We start from the raw sequence: 16,938 nt of genomic DNA, 5'->3' as shown, positions 1-16,938 counted from the left end.
TATGGAAATCTTACAAAGACCAATTTTAACCGAAAAAGCATCTGCATTAACTGAAAAAGCTAACCGTTTTACTTTCCAAGTAGATCATAGAGCTAACAAATTGCAGATTAAAAGTGCTATCGAGCAAATGTATGGCGTAACTATCGTTGCGGTAAATACAATGGTAGTACAAGGCAAGGCAAAAACCAGAAACACCAAAGCAGGTTTGGTAACTGGCCGTAGCCCTAAATACAAAAAAGCTGTTGTTACCCTTAAAGATGGAGAAACAATAGATTATTACGCGAATATTTAATATAAAAATTGAATAATTAATAACTATGGGCTTAAGAAAATTTAAACCAGTTACTCCGGGTACCCGCTTTAGAGTTGGTGCTAGTTTTACGGAGATTACAGCAACCAAGCCCGAAAAATCATTGGTTGTATCTTCTAAGAAATCGGGAGGTCGTAACAATACAGGAAAGATGACCATGCGCTATATCGGTGGTGGCCACAAAAAATCTTACCGTTTAATTGATTTTAAACGTGATAAGTTTGATATTCCTGCTGTTGTAGCTACTATTGAGTACGATCCTAACCGTACAGCACGCATCGCATTACTTAACTATGCTGATGGTGAGAAGCGTTATATCATTGCACCGGAAGGATTGCAAGTAGGACAAACATTGCTTTCAGGCGATAAAGCTACCCCAGAAGTAGGTAATACTTTGAAATTAGCTAACATCCCTCTAGGTTCTATCATCCACAATTTAGAGCTTCACCCTGGAAAAGGTGCTCAGTTGGCACGTAGCGCCGGTTCTTATGCACAATTAGCTGCAAGAGACGGTAAATATGCTACCATCAAATTGCCTTCAGGTGAAGTAAGATCTATCTTAGTTACTTGTTTAGCCACTATTGGTACAGTTTCTAACTCTGATCATGCAAACGAAGTGTTGGGTAAAGCAGGTCGTAGCCGTTGGATCGGTCGTCGTCCTCGTACTCGTCCAGTAGCGATGAACCCTGTTGATCACCCAATGGGTGGTGGTGAAGGTCGCGCTTCAGGTGGTCACCCACGTTCAAGAACAGGCGTTCTAGCTAAAGGCTACAAAACCCGTTCACTTAAAAAATACTCAAATCGTTTCATCATAGAGAAAAGGAAAAAATAATGGCTCGTTCAATTAAAAAAGGACCTTATATTGACCACAACGTAGAGCGTAAAGTAAACTCTATGAACGAATCAGGCAAAAGAACAGTAATCAAAACTTGGTCTCGCAGATCAATGATTTCTCCTGATTTCGTAGGTCACACATTTGCAGTGCATAACGGCAATAAATTTATACCAGTATACGTAACAGAAAACATGGTTGGCCACAAGCTAGGGGAGTTCGCTCCAACTAGAACCTTTAGGGGCCACTCTGAAAAGAAAAAATAATTAAAAGATGGAAGCAGTAGCGAAATTAAACAATTGCCCAACTTCACCGCGTAAGATGCGTTTAGTTGTGGATCTTATCAGAGGTGAGCGTGTTGAGAAAGCATTACAGATTTTGAAGTACACCAATAAAGAAGCTGCTATAAGAGTTGAAAAACTTTTATTGTCTGCCATCAACAATTGGGAGCAAAAAAATTCTGGTTCTCGCCCTGAAGAAAGCCAATTATTCGTTAAATCGGTAATGGTTGACGGTGGTCGTCAGTTGAAAAGACTTAGACCAGCACCTCAAGGCCGCGGTTATAGAATCCGTAAGCGTTCTAACCACGTAACCCTTGTTGTAGATAGTAAAAACGTTGAAACTCAAACTAATTAACAGAAATGGGACAAAAAGCACATCCAATAGGTAACAGGTTAGGAATCATCAGAGGTTGGGATTCTAACTGGTTCGGTGGCAACAACTATGCTGATAAATTAGTTGAGGACGAAAAAATAAGAAAATACCTTTCAGCTCGTATTGCAAAAGGCGGTGTTTCTAAAGTAGTAATTGAGCGTACCTTAAAACGTATCACTGTTACTATCCACACAGCACGTCCAGGAATTGTAATCGGTAAAGCAGGCCAAGAGGTTGATAAAATCAAAGAAGAGTTAAAGAAATTGACTAAAAAGGAAATTCAAATTAACATCTTTGAAATTAAACGCCCTGAGCTTGATGCACAATTAGTAGCAGAAGGTGTTGCAAAACAATTAGAAGCTAGGATCTCGTTCCGTAGAGCAATGAAATCATCAATCGCATCAACCATGAGAATGGGAGCAGAAGGTATCAAAATCATGACTTCTGGCCGTTTAGGTGGTGCTGAGATGGCTCGTACAGAACAGTACAAAGAAGGAAGAATTCCTTTGCATACTTTCCGTGCCGATATCGACTACGCTTTAGCAGAAGCTTTAACTACCTACGGTAAAATAGGTATCAAAGTTTGGATCTGTAAAGGTGAAGTTTATGGCAAACGTGATCTTTCTCCAAACATTGGCGCAGCTAACAATGCACCAGGTAACAGCGGAGCTAGAGAGAACAGAGGCGGCGGCGACAGAAGGAACAACGACAAACGCGGTGGCGGTCGTCCGGGTCAAGGCGGAAGAGATAATAGAGGCGGTGGCAACAACAGAGGCCCTCGCAAATAGTTAACAAATCGTTCAACGATAATATTTAAATAAAATGTTACAGCCAAAAAGAACCAAGTTCAGAAAGATGCAAAAGGGCAGGATGAAAGGTTTAGCAACTCGTGGTGCTGAGCTATCATTCGGATCTTTTGGAATCAAATCTTTAGAAGCTACTTGGATCACAAGTCGCCAAATTGAGGCAGCACGTATCGCGGTAACTCGTTACATGAAACGTGAAGGTCAAGTTTGGATCAGAATTTTCCCGGACAAACCGGTAACTAAGAAACCAGCTGAGGTACGTATGGGTAAAGGTAAAGGTGCACCTGAATATTGGGTAGCCGTAGTTAGACCTGGACGTATCCTTTTCGAAGCAGAAGGCGTGCCTTTGGCAATTGCTAAAGAAGCGTTAAGGTTAGCTGCTCAGAAATTACCTGTTCAAACAAAATTTGTAGTACGTAGAGATTACGTAGAAGCATAAAAAGAAAGATGGGATCAATGTTGTAAGTAACTTGTTATTATAACCGCTAGACCCATCACTATAAAAATTAATAAGATGAAAAACTCAGAAATCAAAGGGCTTTCACAAGAAGAATTAGTAGCTAAGATCGCAGAAGAAAAACAAAACTTAGTTAAGTTAAAATTTGCGCACACAATTTCGGCTATCGAAAATCCTAACCGTATCACTGCGGCCAGAAAAACTATTGCCCGATTAAACACTGAATTGTCTGCTGTGAAAGCAGCGGCAGCTACTGAAACTAAATAATTTTAGAGTCGAAATGGAAAGACAATTAAGAAAAACAAGAACCGGGTTAGTAGTAAGCAACAAAATGGATAAATCTGTTGTAGTTGCTGTGGAGCGTAAAGTGAAGCACCCGATTTATGGTAAGTTCGTAAAGAAAACTACCAAATTTATGGCTCATGACGAGAAAAACGAATGCGGTATCGGCGATACAGTATTGATCATGGAAACTCGTCCGCTGAGTAAAAACAAGAACTGGAGATTAGTACAAATTTTAGAAAGAGCTAAATAAGATGGTACAACAGGAATCAAGATTAAACGTAGCCGACAACAGCGGCGCAAAACAAGTATTGGTTATCCGTGTACTTGGTGGAACCGGCAAAAGATATGCATCAATTGGTGACAAAATCGTTGTAACTGTAAAGAGCGCATTGCCTTCTGGTAACATTAAAAAAGGAACTGTTTCTAAAGCAGTTGTAGTTAGAACTAAAAAAGAAATCCGTCGTAAAGATGGTTCTTATATCCGTTTTGACGACAATGCAGCCGTGTTGTTAAACAACCAAGATGAGCCTCGTGGCACACGTATTTTTGGCCCGGTAGCAAGAGAACTGCGTGAAAAACAATTCATGAAAATTGTATCATTAGCACCGGAGGTATTATAAAATGGGAAACAAAGTTAACAAACCGGCAAAATTAAAGATCCGTAAAGGCGACCTAGTAAAAGTTATTGCTGGCGACTCTAAAGGACAACAAGGTAAAGTACAGGAAGTACTTGTATCTGCAAATAGAGTGGTAGTAGAAGGTGTAAACCTTGTATCTAAACACACTAAGCCAAGTGCTGCTACTCCAAATGGTGGCATAATTAAAAAAGAAGCTGCTCTTCATATTTCGAACGTTCAGTTGGTTGATCCAAAATCTGGTAAAACTACTCGTGTTGGCCGTAAATTAAATGCCGACGGAAAATTAGTTAGAGTTGCTAAAGTTTCAGGGGAGGAAATTAAATAATGGCATACGTACCAAGATTAAAAAGCAAATATAAAGAGGAAATTGTATCGGCTCTTAAAGAGAAATTCCAATACAAAAGCGTAATGCAAGTTCCTAAGCTTCAGAAAATCTCTATCAACCAAGGTGTTGGTCGTTACTCTGTAGCTGATAAGAAAATTATCGATAGCTCTATCGTTGAGTTAAGTACCATCACTGGTCAACAAGCGGTAAGTGCTAAGTCTAAAAAAGACGTATCAAACTTTAAATTACGTAAAGGTATGCCAATTGGTGTACGTGTAACTTTACGTGACAACAACATGTACGAGTTTTTAGATAGATTAATTTCTGTAGCTTTGCCTCGTATCCGTGATTTCAAAGGAATCAATGATAAAGGATTTGATGGAAGAGGTAACTACACTTTAGGTGTTACCGAGCAAATCATTTTCCCTGAGATCAACATCGACAAAATCAACAAGATTTTAGGTATGGACATTACGTTTGTAACTAGTGCCCAAACTGATGTTGAAGCATTGGAACTTTTAAAACAATTTGGATTACCATTTAAAAATCAAAAAGCAGAACAATAATGGCAAAAGAAGGAGTAAAAGCTCGCGAAGTTAAACGCCAAAAATTAGTAGCTAAATATGCTGAGAAACGTGCAGCATTGAAAGCAGCAGGCGATTACGCAGCATTAGACAAATTACCTAAAAACTCTTCGGCTGTACGTTTACACAACCGTTGCAAGTTAACTGGCCGTCCTCGTGGTTATATGCGTACTTTCGGTATTTCAAGGGTAACTTTCCGTGAAATGGCGTTAGAAGGCAAAATCCCAGGGGTAAGAAAAGCTAGCTGGTAATTTAATATCACATAAGTTTTTGAGTTATAAGTTGTAAGTTGTATTTTTGCAGCCCTTACAGCTTATGACTCATTAGCATATAAGTGAACAAACAGATTATTAACCGATATTAGGTCCGGAAGTCGGCTGATGCGTACGGAAACCAGTATCACAATTCGATTCATAATGAATACAGATCCAATAGCGGATTATCTTACAAGATTAAGAAATGCTATCAAAGCAAATCACAGGATTGTAGAAATTCCAGCTTCTAACCTTAAAAAAGAAATCACTAAGGTTCTTTTCGACAAAGGTTACATCGCAAACTACAAGTTTGAAGACACAACTGCTCAAGGTACAATCAAAATTGCGTTAAAATACAATGCAATCACGAAAATCCCAGCTATCCGTACGTTAACCCGTATCAGTAAGCCAGGTTTGAGACAGTATGCAGGCGTTGATAACATGCCAAGAGTATTAAATGGTTTAGGTATCGCAATCTTATCTACTTCTAAAGGTGTAATGACTGATAAAGAAGCAGCCAAATTGAACATTGGCGGTGAGGTATTGTGTCACGTTTATTAATTAAAGGAGATCAGTACAATGTCAAGAATAGGAAAAGCCCCAATTAACATACCTGCAGGAGTAACTATTACCGTTAATAACGATAACTTAGTAACTGTAAAAGGTCCTAAAGGAGAGTTAACCCAGTTAGTAGATAAAGATATCACTATCTCTCAAGAAGATGGCGTATTAACCGTACAACGTCCAACAGATCAAAAAAGACACAGAGCTTTACATGGTTTGTATCGTTCACTAATCAACAACATGGTTGTAGGTGTAACAGAAGGTTATAAATTAGAACAAGAATTAGTAGGTGTTGGTTACCGTGCTAGCAACCAAGGTCAAACTTTGGATTTAGTATTGGGTTATTCTCACCACTACGTATTCCAATTGCCAGCTGAAATTAAAGTAACTACCACATCAGAAAAAGGTCAAACTCCTAAAATCATTTTAGAGAGCATCGACAAACAATTGATTGGTCAAGTAGCAGCTAAAATCCGTTCGTTACGTGCACCAGAGCCATACAAAGGTAAAGGTATCAAGTTCGTAGGCGAAGTGTTAAGAAGAAAAGCAGGTAAATCAGCTTCTAAAAAATAATTAAAATGGCAGGAAAAAAATTATCACGCAGAGAGCGTATTAAAAAAGGTATCAGAAAAAGACTTACTGGATCTGAGAGCCGTCCACGTTTATCAGTTTATAGAAGCAATAAAGGTATTTATGCTCAAATCATTAACGATGAAACTGGTAAAACTATAGTTGCAGCATCATCTTTATCTAAAGATTTCAATGCTTCAGGAAACAAGTCAGAACAATCAGTAGCAGTAGGTAAGTTAGTTGCCGAAAAAGCAATTGCAGCTGGTGTTAAGGAAGTTGTTTTCGACAGAAATGGTTACTTGTACCATGGTCGTGTAAAATCGTTGGCAGAAGGTGCCCGCGAAGCTGGTCTAGTATTTTAATCATTTAAATAAGATATAATGTCAACTATCAATATAAAAAGAGTAAAAACTAGCGAGATTGAATTAAAAGATCGTTTAGTGAGCATCCAACGTGTTGCTAAAGTAACCAAAGGTGGTCGTACTTTCAGCTTTTCAGCTATCGTAGTTGTAGGTGATGAGAACGGCGTTGTAGGTTACGGATTAGGCAAAGCTAAAGAGGTTACTGAAGCTATCGCTAAAGGTGTAGACGACGCAAAAAAGAACTTGGTAAAAGTTCCAATTTTGAACGGTACTGTACCTCACGAGCAAATCGGTAAATACTCAGGTGGTTTTGTATTAATTAAGCCTGCTGCTGTGGGTACTGGAGTAATTGCTGGTGGTGCAATGCGTGCCGTACTAGAAAGTGCTGGTGTACACAACGTATTGGCTAAATCAAAAGGTTCATCAAATCCTCACAACGTGGTAAAAGCTACAGTTGATGCATTAACAAAAATGCGTGACGCTTATACAGTAGCTCAAAACCGTGGTGTTGATTTAAACAAAGTTTTTAACGGATAAGATCATGGCTAAAATTAAAATCACTCAGGTAAAGAGCGTTATCGATAGAAGCGAGCGCCAAAAAAGAACCATGAAGGCTTTAGGTTTAAACAAATTAAACCAAAGTGTTGAGGTTGAGGCTAATGCTGCAATCATTGGCATGGTTAGAAAAGTTAATCACTTAGTAGCTATCGAAGCTATATAAAATTATTATTAGGATTTGCTTAGGATTTATATATCTTAGGCAAATTTTTTTTGTTTAATCGTTGTTTCCTGATTAGTGAAAGCGAAGGGGCAACACAATAAAGTTTATCAAATGAACTTAAGTAATTTAAAACCTGCAAAAGGTTCTGTTAAAACAAGTAAAAGAATTGGTCGTGGTCAAGGTTCTGGTCGTGGTGGTACATCTACTCGCGGTCATAAAGGTGCTGGATCTCGTTCAGGTACTTCTACAAAAGTAGGTTTCGAAGGTGGTCAAATGCCTTTACAACGTCGTGTGCCTAAAGTTGGTTTCAAACCAATTAACCGTACCGAGTATGTTGGCGTTAACCTAGATGTATTACAAGGATTAGCTGAGAAATTTAGCTTAAGCACCATTAATTTTGCTACATTGCAAGAACATGGTTTAGCTTCTAAAAACGATTTAGTGAAAATCTTAGGTCGTGGCGAAGTTAAAGCTAAATTGGAAGTAACAGCTCACGCTTTTTCTGCTAGCGCACAAAAAGCTATCGAGGCTGCTGGAGGCTCAATCGTAAAATTATAAAATGAAGAAGCTATTTTCTACTTTAAGTAATATTTGGAAAATCGAAGAATTAAAAGGGCGTATCTTATTTACGCTCATGATTCTTGTGATCTATAGATTGGTTTGCCAAGTGGTATTGCCAGGAGTTGATCCTGCACAATTATCAAATGCGCAAAAAACTGGTCTTTTAGGCTTATTGGATATGTTTGCCGGTGGTGCTTTCTCTAAAGCGTCTATCGTTGCATTAGGTGTAATGCCTTATATTTCTGCATCTATCGTGGTGCAGTTATTGGGTATTGCTGTGCCTACTTTCCAAAAAATGCAAAAAGAAGGTGAAAGTGGACGTAAAAAGTTAACACAGTATACACGTTACCTAACAGTAGCTATTACGCTTGTACAAGCGGTTGGTTACGTTAAAACTCAAGTAGCTCAGGACGCGATTATTATCAATCACACTTTGTTTTACTTTGTTTCGGCTATAGTTTTAACTGCAGGTACGCTTTTTGTAATGTGGCTTGGTGAAAAAATTACAGATAAAGGTATTGGTAACGGTACTTCTTTAATCATCATGGTTGGTATCATTGCTCGTTTGCCTATTGCTTTATCACAGGAGATCAGCTCGGTGTTTGCAGGTAGCGATGGTGGTTTGATCAGGTTGGTATTGGAGATCGTAGCATTATATGCCATTATCATGTTCACCATTCTTATTGTTCAAGGTGTGCGCAAAGTGCCTGTACAATACGCAAAACGTATTGTTGGTAACAAGCAGGTAGGTGGCGTTAGACAGTACATCCCTTTAAAAGTTAATGCTGCTGGGGTAATGCCTATCATCTTCGCTCAAGCTTTAATGTTTGTGCCAAGTGCCTTAATCGGATTGTTTCCTAACTTGCAAAACAGTTGGTTGCACCAATATTCGGATATTACTTCATTAACTTATAGCTTAACCTTCGCATTTTTAATCATTGCGTTTACCTTCTTCTATACTGCAATTACGGTTAATCCTACGCAAATGTCTGACGATATGAAGAAAAATGGTGGTTTTATACCAGGTGTTAAGCCAGGTTTAGCTACTTCTTCTTTCATTGATGATGTAATTTCTAAGATTACTTTCCCAGGATCGTTATTCTTAGCAGCTATTGCGATTTTACCTTCATTGGCAGTAAAAGTTGGAATTCAGCAGGAGTTTGCTCACTTTTTTGGCGGTACTTCATTGTTGATTTTGGTAGGCGTAGTATTAGATACTTTGCAACAGATAGAAAGTTATTTGTTAATGCGCCACTATGATGGTTTGATGAAAACAGGTAGGGTAACCGGTCGTTCTGGTATCCCATCGGCTGTTACAAGCACTAGCGGAGCAGCGCTTTAATTAGCGTTTAAAACATTACATGTCTAAGATATTTTACAAGTCTCAAGAAGAGATTGAGTTAATTAGAGAAAGTTCATTGTTGGTTTCAAAAACTTTGGCCGAAGTGGCTAAGGTAATTAAACCCGGAATTACGACATTATCATTAGACAAGCTGGCATACGAGTTTATCAAAGATAACGGAGCTGTGCCAGCTTTTCTTAATTACGGCGGATTCCCATATTCGCTTTGCATTTCTCCCAACGAACAGGTAGTCCACGGTTTTCCTAGTGATTATGTCATCAAAGATGGCGACTTGATCTCTGTGGATTGTGGTGTCATCAAGAACAATTTCTTTGGTGATTCGGCTTATACTTTTGCTATCGGTGAAATAGATGACGAACGTCAGAAACTGATCAAGGTTACGCAAGAGTGTTTGAATTTCGCTATTGACAAAGCGGTTGTTGGTATGCGCATCGGTGATATTGCTTATGCCGTACAATCACATGCTGAGGCTAATGGCTTCGGAGTAGTAAGAGAACTTGTTGGTCACGGTGTTGGTGTTAAACTTCACGAGAAGCCTGAAGTTCCAAACTACGGTAGCCGAGGAAAGGGAATTAAGTTGGAAGAGGGAATGGTAATAGCCATTGAGCCAATGATTAACGCTGGTACTGCCGCTGTTAAATTTTGGTCTGATGGATGGACGGTAACTTCGAAGGATAATAAACCCTCTGCACACTTTGAACACACTGTTGCTGTAAAAAAGGGTAAAGCAGACGTTTTAAGCACTTTTTCAGTGATAGAAAAAGTTTTAGCAGAAAAAAGTTAAAAATTTGAAAAATAATATTTAATTTTGCAACCCTGTTTAATAGCAGCTAATTAAGTAAAAATCAATAATATATGGCTAAACAAGCCTCAATTGAGCAAGACGGAGTAATTAAAGAGGCATTATCAAATGCGATGTTCAGGGTAGAACTTGAAAATGGACACGAGATTATTGCACATATTTCAGGAAAAATGAGGATGCACTACATCAAAATTTTGCCTGGTGATAAAGTAAAACTAGAGATGTCGCCTTATGATTTAACAAAAGGTAGAATCACTTATAGATATAAATAAAATGAAAGTTAGGTCATCAATTAAAAAACGTAGCGCTGATTGCAAGATTATTCGCCGTAAAGGAAAGCTTTACATCATCAACAAGAAAAATCCGAAATACAAGCAACGTCAGGGATAATTAAAAAATTGGAACGAGTTTTCCGTACAACGGTGGCCCGCCGTTCGGTCGTTCATTAAAAAAGTAAAAATACAAATATGGCAAGGATTTCAGGTGTTGATTTACCGAGAAACAAAAGAGGTGAAATTGGATTAACTTATATCTATGGTATAGGTAAATCAACTGCTCAAGAGATTTTAACTCAAGCAGGTATCGATTTCAACAAAAAAGTACAAGATTGGTCAGATGACGAATTGTCTGCAATTCGTGGTATCATTAACGATCAAATTAAAGTGGAAGGCGCTTTGCGTTCTGAGGTTCAATTAAACATCAAACGTTTAATGGATATCGGTTGCTACAGAGGTCTTCGTCACAGAAAAGGTTTACCAGTTCGTGGTCAGCGCACTAAAAACAACTCTCGTACTCGTAAAGGAAAGAGAAAAACAGTTGCTAACAAGAAAAAAGCATCTAAATAATAATTGATAGGTTGAGTGATGCTTTGCAGGCATAGTCTTTAAAGTATTACTCTAATCTGGAATACATCAAAGAAAATGAAGATATGGGTGCCGAGAAATTTTTTCTCAATTCTCATATCTAAAATCTAAAAGAAAAAATGGCTAAAAGTAAAAAAGTTACCAAAAAACGTCTTGTTGTGATTGAGCCAGTTGGCCAAGCTCACATCAATGCTACGTTCAACAACATCATTGTTACTTTAACAAACAACAATGGTCAAACCATTTCTTGGTCTTCAGCAGGTAAAATGGGTTTCAAAGGTTCTAAAAAGAACACTCCTTATGCTGCCGGACAAGCTGCTTCTGATTGCGGTAAAGTAGCTTACGATTTAGGTTTGCGTAAAGTAGAGGTTTTCGTTAAAGGTCCTGGTTCAGGTCGTGAGTCGGCTATCAGAACTTTGCAGGTAGCAGGATTAGAAGTAACATCTATTAAAGATATTACTCCACTTCCTCACAACGGATGTCGTCCTCCAAAGAAAAGAAGAGTTTAATCAATTAATTTTTAAAGCTAAGAGTCACCCGATGCGGTCGGGCTGATACTTTAAAATCACAACAAAATGGCAAGATATACCGGACCAAAGTCCAAAATCGCCCGTAAATTCAGAGAGCCAATTTTCGGCCCTGATAAAGCATTAGAAAGAAAAAACTATCCTCCAGGGCAACACGGTGCTTCTAAAAGAAGAGGAAAGCAATCTGAGTACGCAGTACAGTTGCAAGAGAAACAAAAAGTAAAATATACTTACGGTGTATTGGAAAAACAATTCCGTAACTTATTTACTAAAGCATCTTCTCGTCAAGGTATCACTGGTGATAACTTATTGCAATTATTAGAAGCTCGTTTAGATAACACTGTTTACAGATTAGGTATTGCTCCTAGCCGTTCAGGTGCTCGTCAGTTAGTTAGCCACAAGCACGTAACTGTTAATGGTGAAGTAGTAAATATTCCATCATATCAGTTGAAAGCTGGCGATGTTATCGCGGTAAGAGAGAAATCAAAATCTTTAGAAGCGATCACTAATTCAGTAGCAGGAAGAGCAATCAACAAACATTCTTGGTTAGATTGGAACGCTAAAGAATTATCAGGTAAGTTCTTATCATACCCTAACCGCGATGAGATTCCTGAAAACATTAAGGAAAACCTTATAGTAGAGTTGTACTCTAAGTAATCATAATTGTTAAAGCCCTTGTGGCTTTAACTTTTTTACATTACAAAACATTAATAAACGATCTAAAAACATTAATAAATGGCAATTTTAGCATTTCAGAAACCAGATAAGGTAATCATGCAGAAATCAACTGATTTCGATGGTCAATTTGAATTTCGTCCTTTAGAGCCCGGTTTCGGAGTAACCATTGGTAATGCCCTAAGAAGAATTTTACTTTCTTCATTAGAAGGCTATGCTATTACAAGCATTCGTTTTTCAGGCGTTTCTCATGAGTTTTCTACTATCAAAGGTGTAGTTGAAGATTTAACGGAAATCATCCTTAACTTGAAACAAGTTCGTTTCAAAAAAACAGGTGAATCTGGCGATTCGGAGAAAATCTTTATCATCGTAAATGGTCAGGAGCAGTTTTTAGCAGGAGATATTACTAAATTCTCAAACAATTTTGAGGTGTTGAACCCAGAATTGGTAATCTGCAATATGGAGAAATCAGTTACTTTGGAAGTTGAATTAACTGTAAACAAAGGACGTGGTTATGTTCCTGCAGAAGAGAATAAAGTTTCTGATAGCGTAGTTGGAGTGATTGCAATCGATTCGATTTTTACTCCAATGAAAAACGTAAAGTACACGATTGAAAACTATCGTGTAGAGCAAAAAACAGATTACGAGAAGTTAATTTTAGATATTTCAACCGATGGATCTATCCATCCGGAAGAAGCTTTGAAAGAAGCAGCTAAAATTTTGATCCAACACTTTATGCTATTCTCTGATGAGAACTTAGTATTGGAATCACAAGCTAAAGAAGAAACTAAGGAAGTTGATGAGGAAATTTTACACATGCGTAAAATCCTTAAAACGGAATTAGTGGATTTAGATTTATCAGTACGTGCATTGAACTGCTTAAAAGCAGCTGATATCCGTACTTTAGCTGATTTGGTTTCTTACGATGTAGCTGATATGTTGAAATTCAGGAACTTCGGTAAAAAATCTTTAACTGAGATCCAAGAATTGGTAAAATCTAAACAATTATCGTTTGGAATGAACCTTTCTAAATTTAAGTTAGACGAAGAATAATATAAGTTTTAGGTTGTAGGTTTTACGTACTACGTATTACTTATAACGTATAACTTTTAGAATTAAATTAATTCACTGTGTGTAATTCCCTCAGATTAAGTTCAACGAGACGGTACACACTTTATAAACAAAAAAATGAGACACGGTAAAAAACACAACCACTTAGGAAGAACTACTTCGCACAGAAAAGCGATGTTGGCAAATATGGCTTCTTCTTTGATCACTCACAAGAGAATCACTACTACATTAGCTAAAGCTAAAGCTTTAAGAGTTTATGTAGAGCCAATCATCACTAAATCTAAAAACGATACTACTCACTCACGTCGTACAGTATTTGCTTACTTACAGAACAAAGAGGTAGTAACTGAGTTATTCCGTGATGTAGCAGCAAAAGTTGCTAACCGTCCAGGTGGTTATACTCGTATTATCAAATTAAACAACCGTTTAGGTGATAACGCAGAAATGGCGTTAATTGAATTGGTAGATTACAACGAAGTATACGGAAAAGATGCAGCGGCAGCTGAAAAGAAAACTACTCGTAGAGGTAGAAGCAAAGCTACTAAGAAAGCTGATGCTCCTGCTGCTGAGGTGAAAGAAGCTGCTCCAGCTGTTGAGGCTAAAGAAGAAGTTGAAGAGGCACCAGCTGCTGAAGAAACTGCTCCTGAAGCACCAGCTGCTGACGATGCTGAAGAGCAAAAAGCGTAATCTAACTAACTTATTGTTATGCTTAACCCTTTAGGTTTTTCCTAAAGGGTTTTTTTGTGCCTGATTTTAACCGCTGTGATTTATAATTAATTTCGCTTTACTTATTGTAAGTGCTAGTTTGTGCTTATCTTGTGTGAAGTTTATAAGTTTCTGCTGTTCAACATCAAAGTATTTAATTTGAAAATGCGTAAAAAAATCTTATTGTTGTGCTTCCTGCTGGGTAGTCTTGCGGTTTTTGCACAAGATGGCTCGCTTAAAATAAATCAGCAAGTAATAGCATTTAAAGCTACTAGATTAGAAATTAACAATGATGGAATGCCTAAGCAGTGTTATGTAGTTGATGATAATACTGGGATTAAAACCCAGCAGCTTTTATTTGAACCGATGCATTTTCACTTTTATACCAGTGCAAAGGCTCAGGAGAAGATGAACGGTGCCGGTTTTGAAATTACTGCCCAAAACGCAGACTCAATTGTATGGAATGCAAATAGTACTTCTGCCAATTTGAAAATGACTGTTCAAGGTAAAATGCTATCTAAGGGGGTGCTGAGCTATCACATTAAGATATCGGCAATTAAAGATCTTTTGCTAACTAATATGAATTTTCACATCCCTTTTGAGAAATCAGCAAGTAAATATCTAAGCGGACTAGGCGAAAAAGGAGGTTTAAGGCCGGATACTGTACGCTGGCAACGTAGTAATTGGAAAAAGGTTAAGCCTAATGTTTGGATTGGTAACGATTCTTTGGGTTTATATTTTAGTCTTAGTAATTCCACTACTTTGTTGCCTATTGGCGGTGCAATGCAGATTAATGTTAAAGGCGGTTCCATGTTGCTAGATGTTCACGCTGATCAAATCACATTAAAGAAAAATGAACAACTGAGCTTTGATTTTAACTTAATAGTGACGCCTCAAACAGCTGCAGAACTTCAAGTTCCAGTTAAGAAGAAATCAAAATTCTATCAAAAATTAGCAAAATAAAGATACAATTGCTCTTTCTGCAATTTTTAAATGGTAGTGAAACCTTTTATGAAAGGCTACTGCTAGGCTCTATTTCATAGGGTGCTTTACCTTGCTCAAATATTCTGGTAAGTTGCGTGCCTTCTACAGTGATTTTATCGCCAATTCTTCTAATCCAGTTACCTTCTCTTAAACCTACTACCTTAACGTTATTTTGCGTTAGAAATTCGAGTATTCTGGTTTCCCTTGTTTCTCCGTTATGTTTTAGCTCTGGTTGTGGATCCAGATAATGTGGGTTAATGTTAAATGGCACTAGTCCCATACAGTCGAAGCTTTGCGGGTAAACAATCGGCATGTCATTAGTGGTTTTCATGTTCATACCGCCAATGTTGCTCCCTGCGCTACATCCAAGATAGGGCGTTCCTTTACTCACAGCATTTTTAAGCGCATCCATTAAGCCCTGCTCATGTAGCGTTTTAACTAACAGAAAAGTATTGCCTCCACCGGTAAAGAATCCTTGTGCGTTAGTAATAGCGGCAGCTTTGTCTTCAAACTCATGAAGACCTTTGACCTTTATGTTGAGCTGCTCAAAAAAAGAACTGGCTTTTGCGGTGTATTCGTCGTGTGATAATCCGCCCGGACGTGCAAATGGAATAAATATGATCTCGGTTTTTCCCTGGAAAAGGGAAATAATTTCTGATTTAAGATAGTCTAAATATGTTCCTCCAAATAAAGTGGAAGTAGAGGCAAGTATAATGTTCATCTATCAAAGATAGGTAGCATATTGAATAATAAGGCAAGCTTTCGCCATTATTGAAAATAGAGCAGTAACTTTGTAAATCGATATGGAAATAAATCAAATCACTAAGTTTATTAATCACTTGCGAGAGGCCATGCAGCAAGAGGTTTTCGTAAAGCTATCATTGGGTAATTACAAAGGTGAAGAGCAGCAATTAAAGCAAATTTTTGTAAAACCTGTGGTGATTAAGAGGCAGGCCATGTTTGCCTTTACGTTTAGATATCAGACAAAAGATATCTTTAAAAATTTCTCATTTGAAGAAGCCTTGAAATCCATTAACAACTATTTGTTAGATGGATTTAATGTTGCTACGTTATTCACTACAACAGAAGAGCTTATTTTAGAGCGCAATCAGAAAGGTGTGGTTAAATTGCGAAGCAATCAATTGAAGGATGTTAAAATGGTGGTAAAGACGCATGATAAGGAGAAGAAGAGACTAATTGCAGCGGTTGATAATTTTTATTTAAGCGCACTGGGAGTGACGGATGGTGAAGGAACAGTATTAAAGCATGCGCAGGATAAGTACCGTCAGATTAACCAGTATGTGGAAATCTTAAGTTCGCTAATTAAAGAACTGCCATCAAAAAGTATTTGTGATGTTGTTGACATGGGCTCGGGAAAGGGTTACCTTACTTTTGCACTGTACGATTATTTACAGCAAATTGGCCAAAAGGCAAATGTGGTAGGGGTGGAGTTTAGAAAAGACATGGTGGAGTTATGTAACGCAATAGCCCAAAAGGCGAAATTCGATCAGCTTTCTTTTGTGGAAGGTACTATTGATAGCTACGAGCACCAAAATATTGATTTATTGATTGCTTTACACGCTTGCGATACGGCAACAGACGATGCAATATATAAAGGAATAAAAGCTAATGCTGAATTAATTGTAGTGGCGCCTTGCTGCCATAAGCAGGTACGCAGGGAAATTGAACAAGGGAAAGCTAAAAATGAGCTTTCTTTCCTTACTAAACACGGTATATTTTTGGAACGTCAGGCTGAAATGGTAACTGATGGCCTACGGGCATTAATTTTGGAGTATTTCGGTTACAAAACGAAAGTTTTTGAATTTGTTTCTGATGTGCATACGCCTAAGAATGTAATGGTGGTAGGAATAAAAAGTAAAAAGTTAAAAGTGAAAAGCGAAAAGTTGGATGTGCTGAGCGAAGAGCAAAACACTATCTTACAGAAAATAAAAGAAACGAAGGCGTATTTTGGCATCGACTATCATCATTTGGAAAGATTGCTTGAATTAAAGTAAGCCATCAGCT

30 protein-coding genes are annotated in these 16,938 nt (G+C 37.9%); 29 read left to right on the top strand and 1 reads right to left on the bottom strand.

Annotated elements, in window-relative coordinates:
• Position 1 precedes the first annotated feature (1 nt).
• The 28 genes from rplW (at position 2) to DUT68_RS09985 (ending at position 14,892) form a co-directional block, all read left to right on the top strand.
• Positions 2-292 carry a 50S ribosomal protein L23 gene (gene rplW / locus DUT68_RS10120; protein WP_113638066.1) on the top strand — a complete coding sequence of 97 codons (291 nt, stop codon included), beginning with the start codon at positions 2-4 and terminating at the stop codon, positions 290-292.
• Between the two features lie 25 nt (positions 293-317).
• A complete protein-coding gene (rplB, locus tag DUT68_RS10115; RefSeq protein ID WP_113638065.1) occupies positions 318-1,142 on the top strand; it encodes a 50S ribosomal protein L2 in 825 nt (274 codons plus the stop codon).
• Complete coding sequence (gene rpsS / locus DUT68_RS10110) at positions 1,142-1,408, top strand: 30S ribosomal protein S19 (RefSeq protein WP_113638064.1); 267 nt, start codon at positions 1,142-1,144, stop codon at positions 1,406-1,408. Before rplB ends, rpsS begins: the two co-directional genes overlap by 1 nt.
• 7 nt (positions 1,409-1,415) lie before the next feature.
• The gene (gene rplV / locus DUT68_RS10105; RefSeq protein ID WP_113638063.1) at positions 1,416-1,778 is read left to right on the top strand and encodes a 50S ribosomal protein L22; all 363 of its coding nucleotides are present in this window, start codon (positions 1,416-1,418) and stop codon (positions 1,776-1,778) included.
• Positions 1,779-1,783: 5 nt separating this feature from the next.
• The gene (gene rpsC / locus DUT68_RS10100) at positions 1,784-2,584 is read left to right on the top strand and encodes a 30S ribosomal protein S3 (protein WP_113638062.1); all 801 of its coding nucleotides are present in this window, start codon (positions 1,784-1,786) and stop codon (positions 2,582-2,584) included.
• A gap of 34 nt (positions 2,585-2,618) precedes the next feature.
• The gene (gene rplP / locus DUT68_RS10095) at positions 2,619-3,041 is read left to right on the top strand and encodes a 50S ribosomal protein L16 (protein WP_113638061.1); all 423 of its coding nucleotides are present in this window, start codon (positions 2,619-2,621) and stop codon (positions 3,039-3,041) included.
• A 75-nt stretch (positions 3,042-3,116) separates the two neighbouring features.
• Complete coding sequence (rpmC, locus tag DUT68_RS10090) at positions 3,117-3,326, top strand: 50S ribosomal protein L29 (RefSeq protein WP_113638060.1); 210 nt, start codon at positions 3,117-3,119, stop codon at positions 3,324-3,326.
• Positions 3,327-3,339: 13 nt separating this feature from the next.
• Positions 3,340-3,594 carry a 30S ribosomal protein S17 gene (rpsQ, locus tag DUT68_RS10085; RefSeq protein WP_113638059.1) on the top strand — a complete coding sequence of 85 codons (255 nt, stop codon included), beginning with the start codon at positions 3,340-3,342 and terminating at the stop codon, positions 3,592-3,594.
• A 1-nt stretch (position 3,595) separates the two neighbouring features.
• The gene (rplN, locus tag DUT68_RS10080) at positions 3,596-3,964 is read left to right on the top strand and encodes a 50S ribosomal protein L14 (protein WP_113638058.1); all 369 of its coding nucleotides are present in this window, start codon (positions 3,596-3,598) and stop codon (positions 3,962-3,964) included.
• 1 nt (position 3,965) lies between these two features.
• Positions 3,966-4,307, top strand: coding sequence for a 50S ribosomal protein L24 (gene rplX / locus DUT68_RS10075; protein WP_113638057.1), 342 nt, complete (start codon positions 3,966-3,968; stop codon positions 4,305-4,307).
• The gene (gene rplE, locus DUT68_RS10070; protein ID WP_113638056.1) at positions 4,307-4,873 is read left to right on the top strand and encodes a 50S ribosomal protein L5; all 567 of its coding nucleotides are present in this window, start codon (positions 4,307-4,309) and stop codon (positions 4,871-4,873) included. Before rplX ends, rplE begins: the two co-directional genes overlap by 1 nt.
• Entirely contained in the window at positions 4,873-5,142 is a 270-nt protein-coding gene (rpsN, locus tag DUT68_RS10065; RefSeq protein WP_113638055.1) for a 30S ribosomal protein S14, read from the top strand. Before rplE ends, rpsN begins: the two co-directional genes overlap by 1 nt.
• 165 nt (positions 5,143-5,307) lie before the next feature.
• Complete coding sequence (gene rpsH, locus DUT68_RS10060) at positions 5,308-5,706, top strand: 30S ribosomal protein S8 (protein WP_113638119.1); 399 nt, start codon at positions 5,308-5,310, stop codon at positions 5,704-5,706.
• Positions 5,707-5,724: 18 nt separating this feature from the next.
• Positions 5,725-6,282 carry a 50S ribosomal protein L6 gene (gene rplF, locus DUT68_RS10055; protein WP_113638054.1) on the top strand — a complete coding sequence of 186 codons (558 nt, stop codon included), beginning with the start codon at positions 5,725-5,727 and terminating at the stop codon, positions 6,280-6,282.
• Between the two features lie 5 nt (positions 6,283-6,287).
• On the top strand, positions 6,288-6,641 hold the full coding sequence (gene rplR / locus DUT68_RS10050) for a 50S ribosomal protein L18 (protein ID WP_113638053.1): 354 nt from the start codon (positions 6,288-6,290) through the stop codon (positions 6,639-6,641).
• Between the two features lie 18 nt (positions 6,642-6,659).
• Positions 6,660-7,178 (top strand): 30S ribosomal protein S5, encoded by a 519-nt coding sequence (gene rpsE, locus DUT68_RS10045; RefSeq protein WP_113638052.1) that lies wholly within the window; start codon positions 6,660-6,662, stop codon positions 7,176-7,178.
• A 4-nt stretch (positions 7,179-7,182) separates the two neighbouring features.
• Complete coding sequence (rpmD, locus tag DUT68_RS10040; RefSeq protein ID WP_113638051.1) at positions 7,183-7,362, top strand: 50S ribosomal protein L30; 180 nt, start codon at positions 7,183-7,185, stop codon at positions 7,360-7,362.
• A 111-nt stretch (positions 7,363-7,473) separates the two neighbouring features.
• A complete protein-coding gene (rplO, locus tag DUT68_RS10035; RefSeq protein ID WP_113638050.1) occupies positions 7,474-7,920 on the top strand; it encodes a 50S ribosomal protein L15 in 447 nt (148 codons plus the stop codon).
• 1 nt (position 7,921) lies between these two features.
• Complete coding sequence (gene secY, locus DUT68_RS10030; protein ID WP_113638049.1) at positions 7,922-9,265, top strand: preprotein translocase subunit SecY; 1,344 nt, start codon at positions 7,922-7,924, stop codon at positions 9,263-9,265.
• A 19-nt stretch (positions 9,266-9,284) separates the two neighbouring features.
• Positions 9,285-10,070: a type I methionyl aminopeptidase gene (map, locus tag DUT68_RS10025; RefSeq protein WP_113638048.1), complete on the top strand. Its 786-nt coding sequence runs from the start codon at positions 9,285-9,287 to the stop codon at positions 10,068-10,070.
• 71 nt (positions 10,071-10,141) lie between these two features.
• Entirely contained in the window at positions 10,142-10,360 is a 219-nt protein-coding gene (infA, locus tag DUT68_RS10020) for a translation initiation factor IF-1 (RefSeq protein WP_079643278.1), read from the top strand.
• Position 10,361: 1 nt separating this feature from the next.
• Complete coding sequence (rpmJ, locus tag DUT68_RS10015) at positions 10,362-10,478, top strand: 50S ribosomal protein L36 (protein WP_113638047.1); 117 nt, start codon at positions 10,362-10,364, stop codon at positions 10,476-10,478.
• A 77-nt stretch (positions 10,479-10,555) separates the two neighbouring features.
• Complete coding sequence (rpsM, locus tag DUT68_RS10010; protein WP_113638046.1) at positions 10,556-10,933, top strand: 30S ribosomal protein S13; 378 nt, start codon at positions 10,556-10,558, stop codon at positions 10,931-10,933.
• A 137-nt stretch (positions 10,934-11,070) separates the two neighbouring features.
• Positions 11,071-11,460 carry a 30S ribosomal protein S11 gene (gene rpsK / locus DUT68_RS10005; RefSeq protein ID WP_113638045.1) on the top strand — a complete coding sequence of 130 codons (390 nt, stop codon included), beginning with the start codon at positions 11,071-11,073 and terminating at the stop codon, positions 11,458-11,460.
• Between the two features lie 66 nt (positions 11,461-11,526).
• Entirely contained in the window at positions 11,527-12,135 is a 609-nt protein-coding gene (gene rpsD, locus DUT68_RS10000; RefSeq protein ID WP_113638044.1) for a 30S ribosomal protein S4, read from the top strand.
• A 78-nt stretch (positions 12,136-12,213) separates the two neighbouring features.
• A complete protein-coding gene (locus DUT68_RS09995; RefSeq protein ID WP_113638043.1) occupies positions 12,214-13,206 on the top strand; it encodes a DNA-directed RNA polymerase subunit alpha in 993 nt (330 codons plus the stop codon).
• A 135-nt stretch (positions 13,207-13,341) separates the two neighbouring features.
• The gene (gene rplQ / locus DUT68_RS09990; RefSeq protein WP_113638042.1) at positions 13,342-13,911 is read left to right on the top strand and encodes a 50S ribosomal protein L17; all 570 of its coding nucleotides are present in this window, start codon (positions 13,342-13,344) and stop codon (positions 13,909-13,911) included.
• 183 nt (positions 13,912-14,094) lie between these two features.
• Complete coding sequence (locus DUT68_RS09985; protein ID WP_113638041.1) at positions 14,095-14,892, top strand: glycoside hydrolase domain-containing protein; 798 nt, start codon at positions 14,095-14,097, stop codon at positions 14,890-14,892.
• Between the two features lie 46 nt (positions 14,893-14,938).
• Here DUT68_RS09985 and pepE read toward each other — a convergent pair whose 3' ends face one another.
• Positions 14,939-15,634 (bottom strand): dipeptidase PepE, encoded by a 696-nt coding sequence (gene pepE, locus DUT68_RS09980; protein WP_113638040.1) that lies wholly within the window; start codon positions 15,632-15,634, stop codon positions 14,939-14,941.
• A gap of 82 nt (positions 15,635-15,716) precedes the next feature.
• On the opposite strand from pepE, the gene DUT68_RS09975 reads away from it, so the two are divergent.
• Complete coding sequence (locus DUT68_RS09975; protein WP_113638039.1) at positions 15,717-16,928, top strand: class I SAM-dependent methyltransferase; 1,212 nt, start codon at positions 15,717-15,719, stop codon at positions 16,926-16,928.
• Positions 16,929-16,938 lie beyond the last annotated feature (10 nt).

Source organism: Pedobacter zeaxanthinifaciens (genome assembly GCF_003313335.1).
Taxonomy (GTDB): domain Bacteria; phylum Bacteroidota; class Bacteroidia; order Sphingobacteriales; family Sphingobacteriaceae; genus Pedobacter; species Pedobacter zeaxanthinifaciens.
The sequence above is the reverse complement of the archived record's forward strand: the minus strand, read 5'-3'. Positions and strand labels throughout refer to the sequence as shown.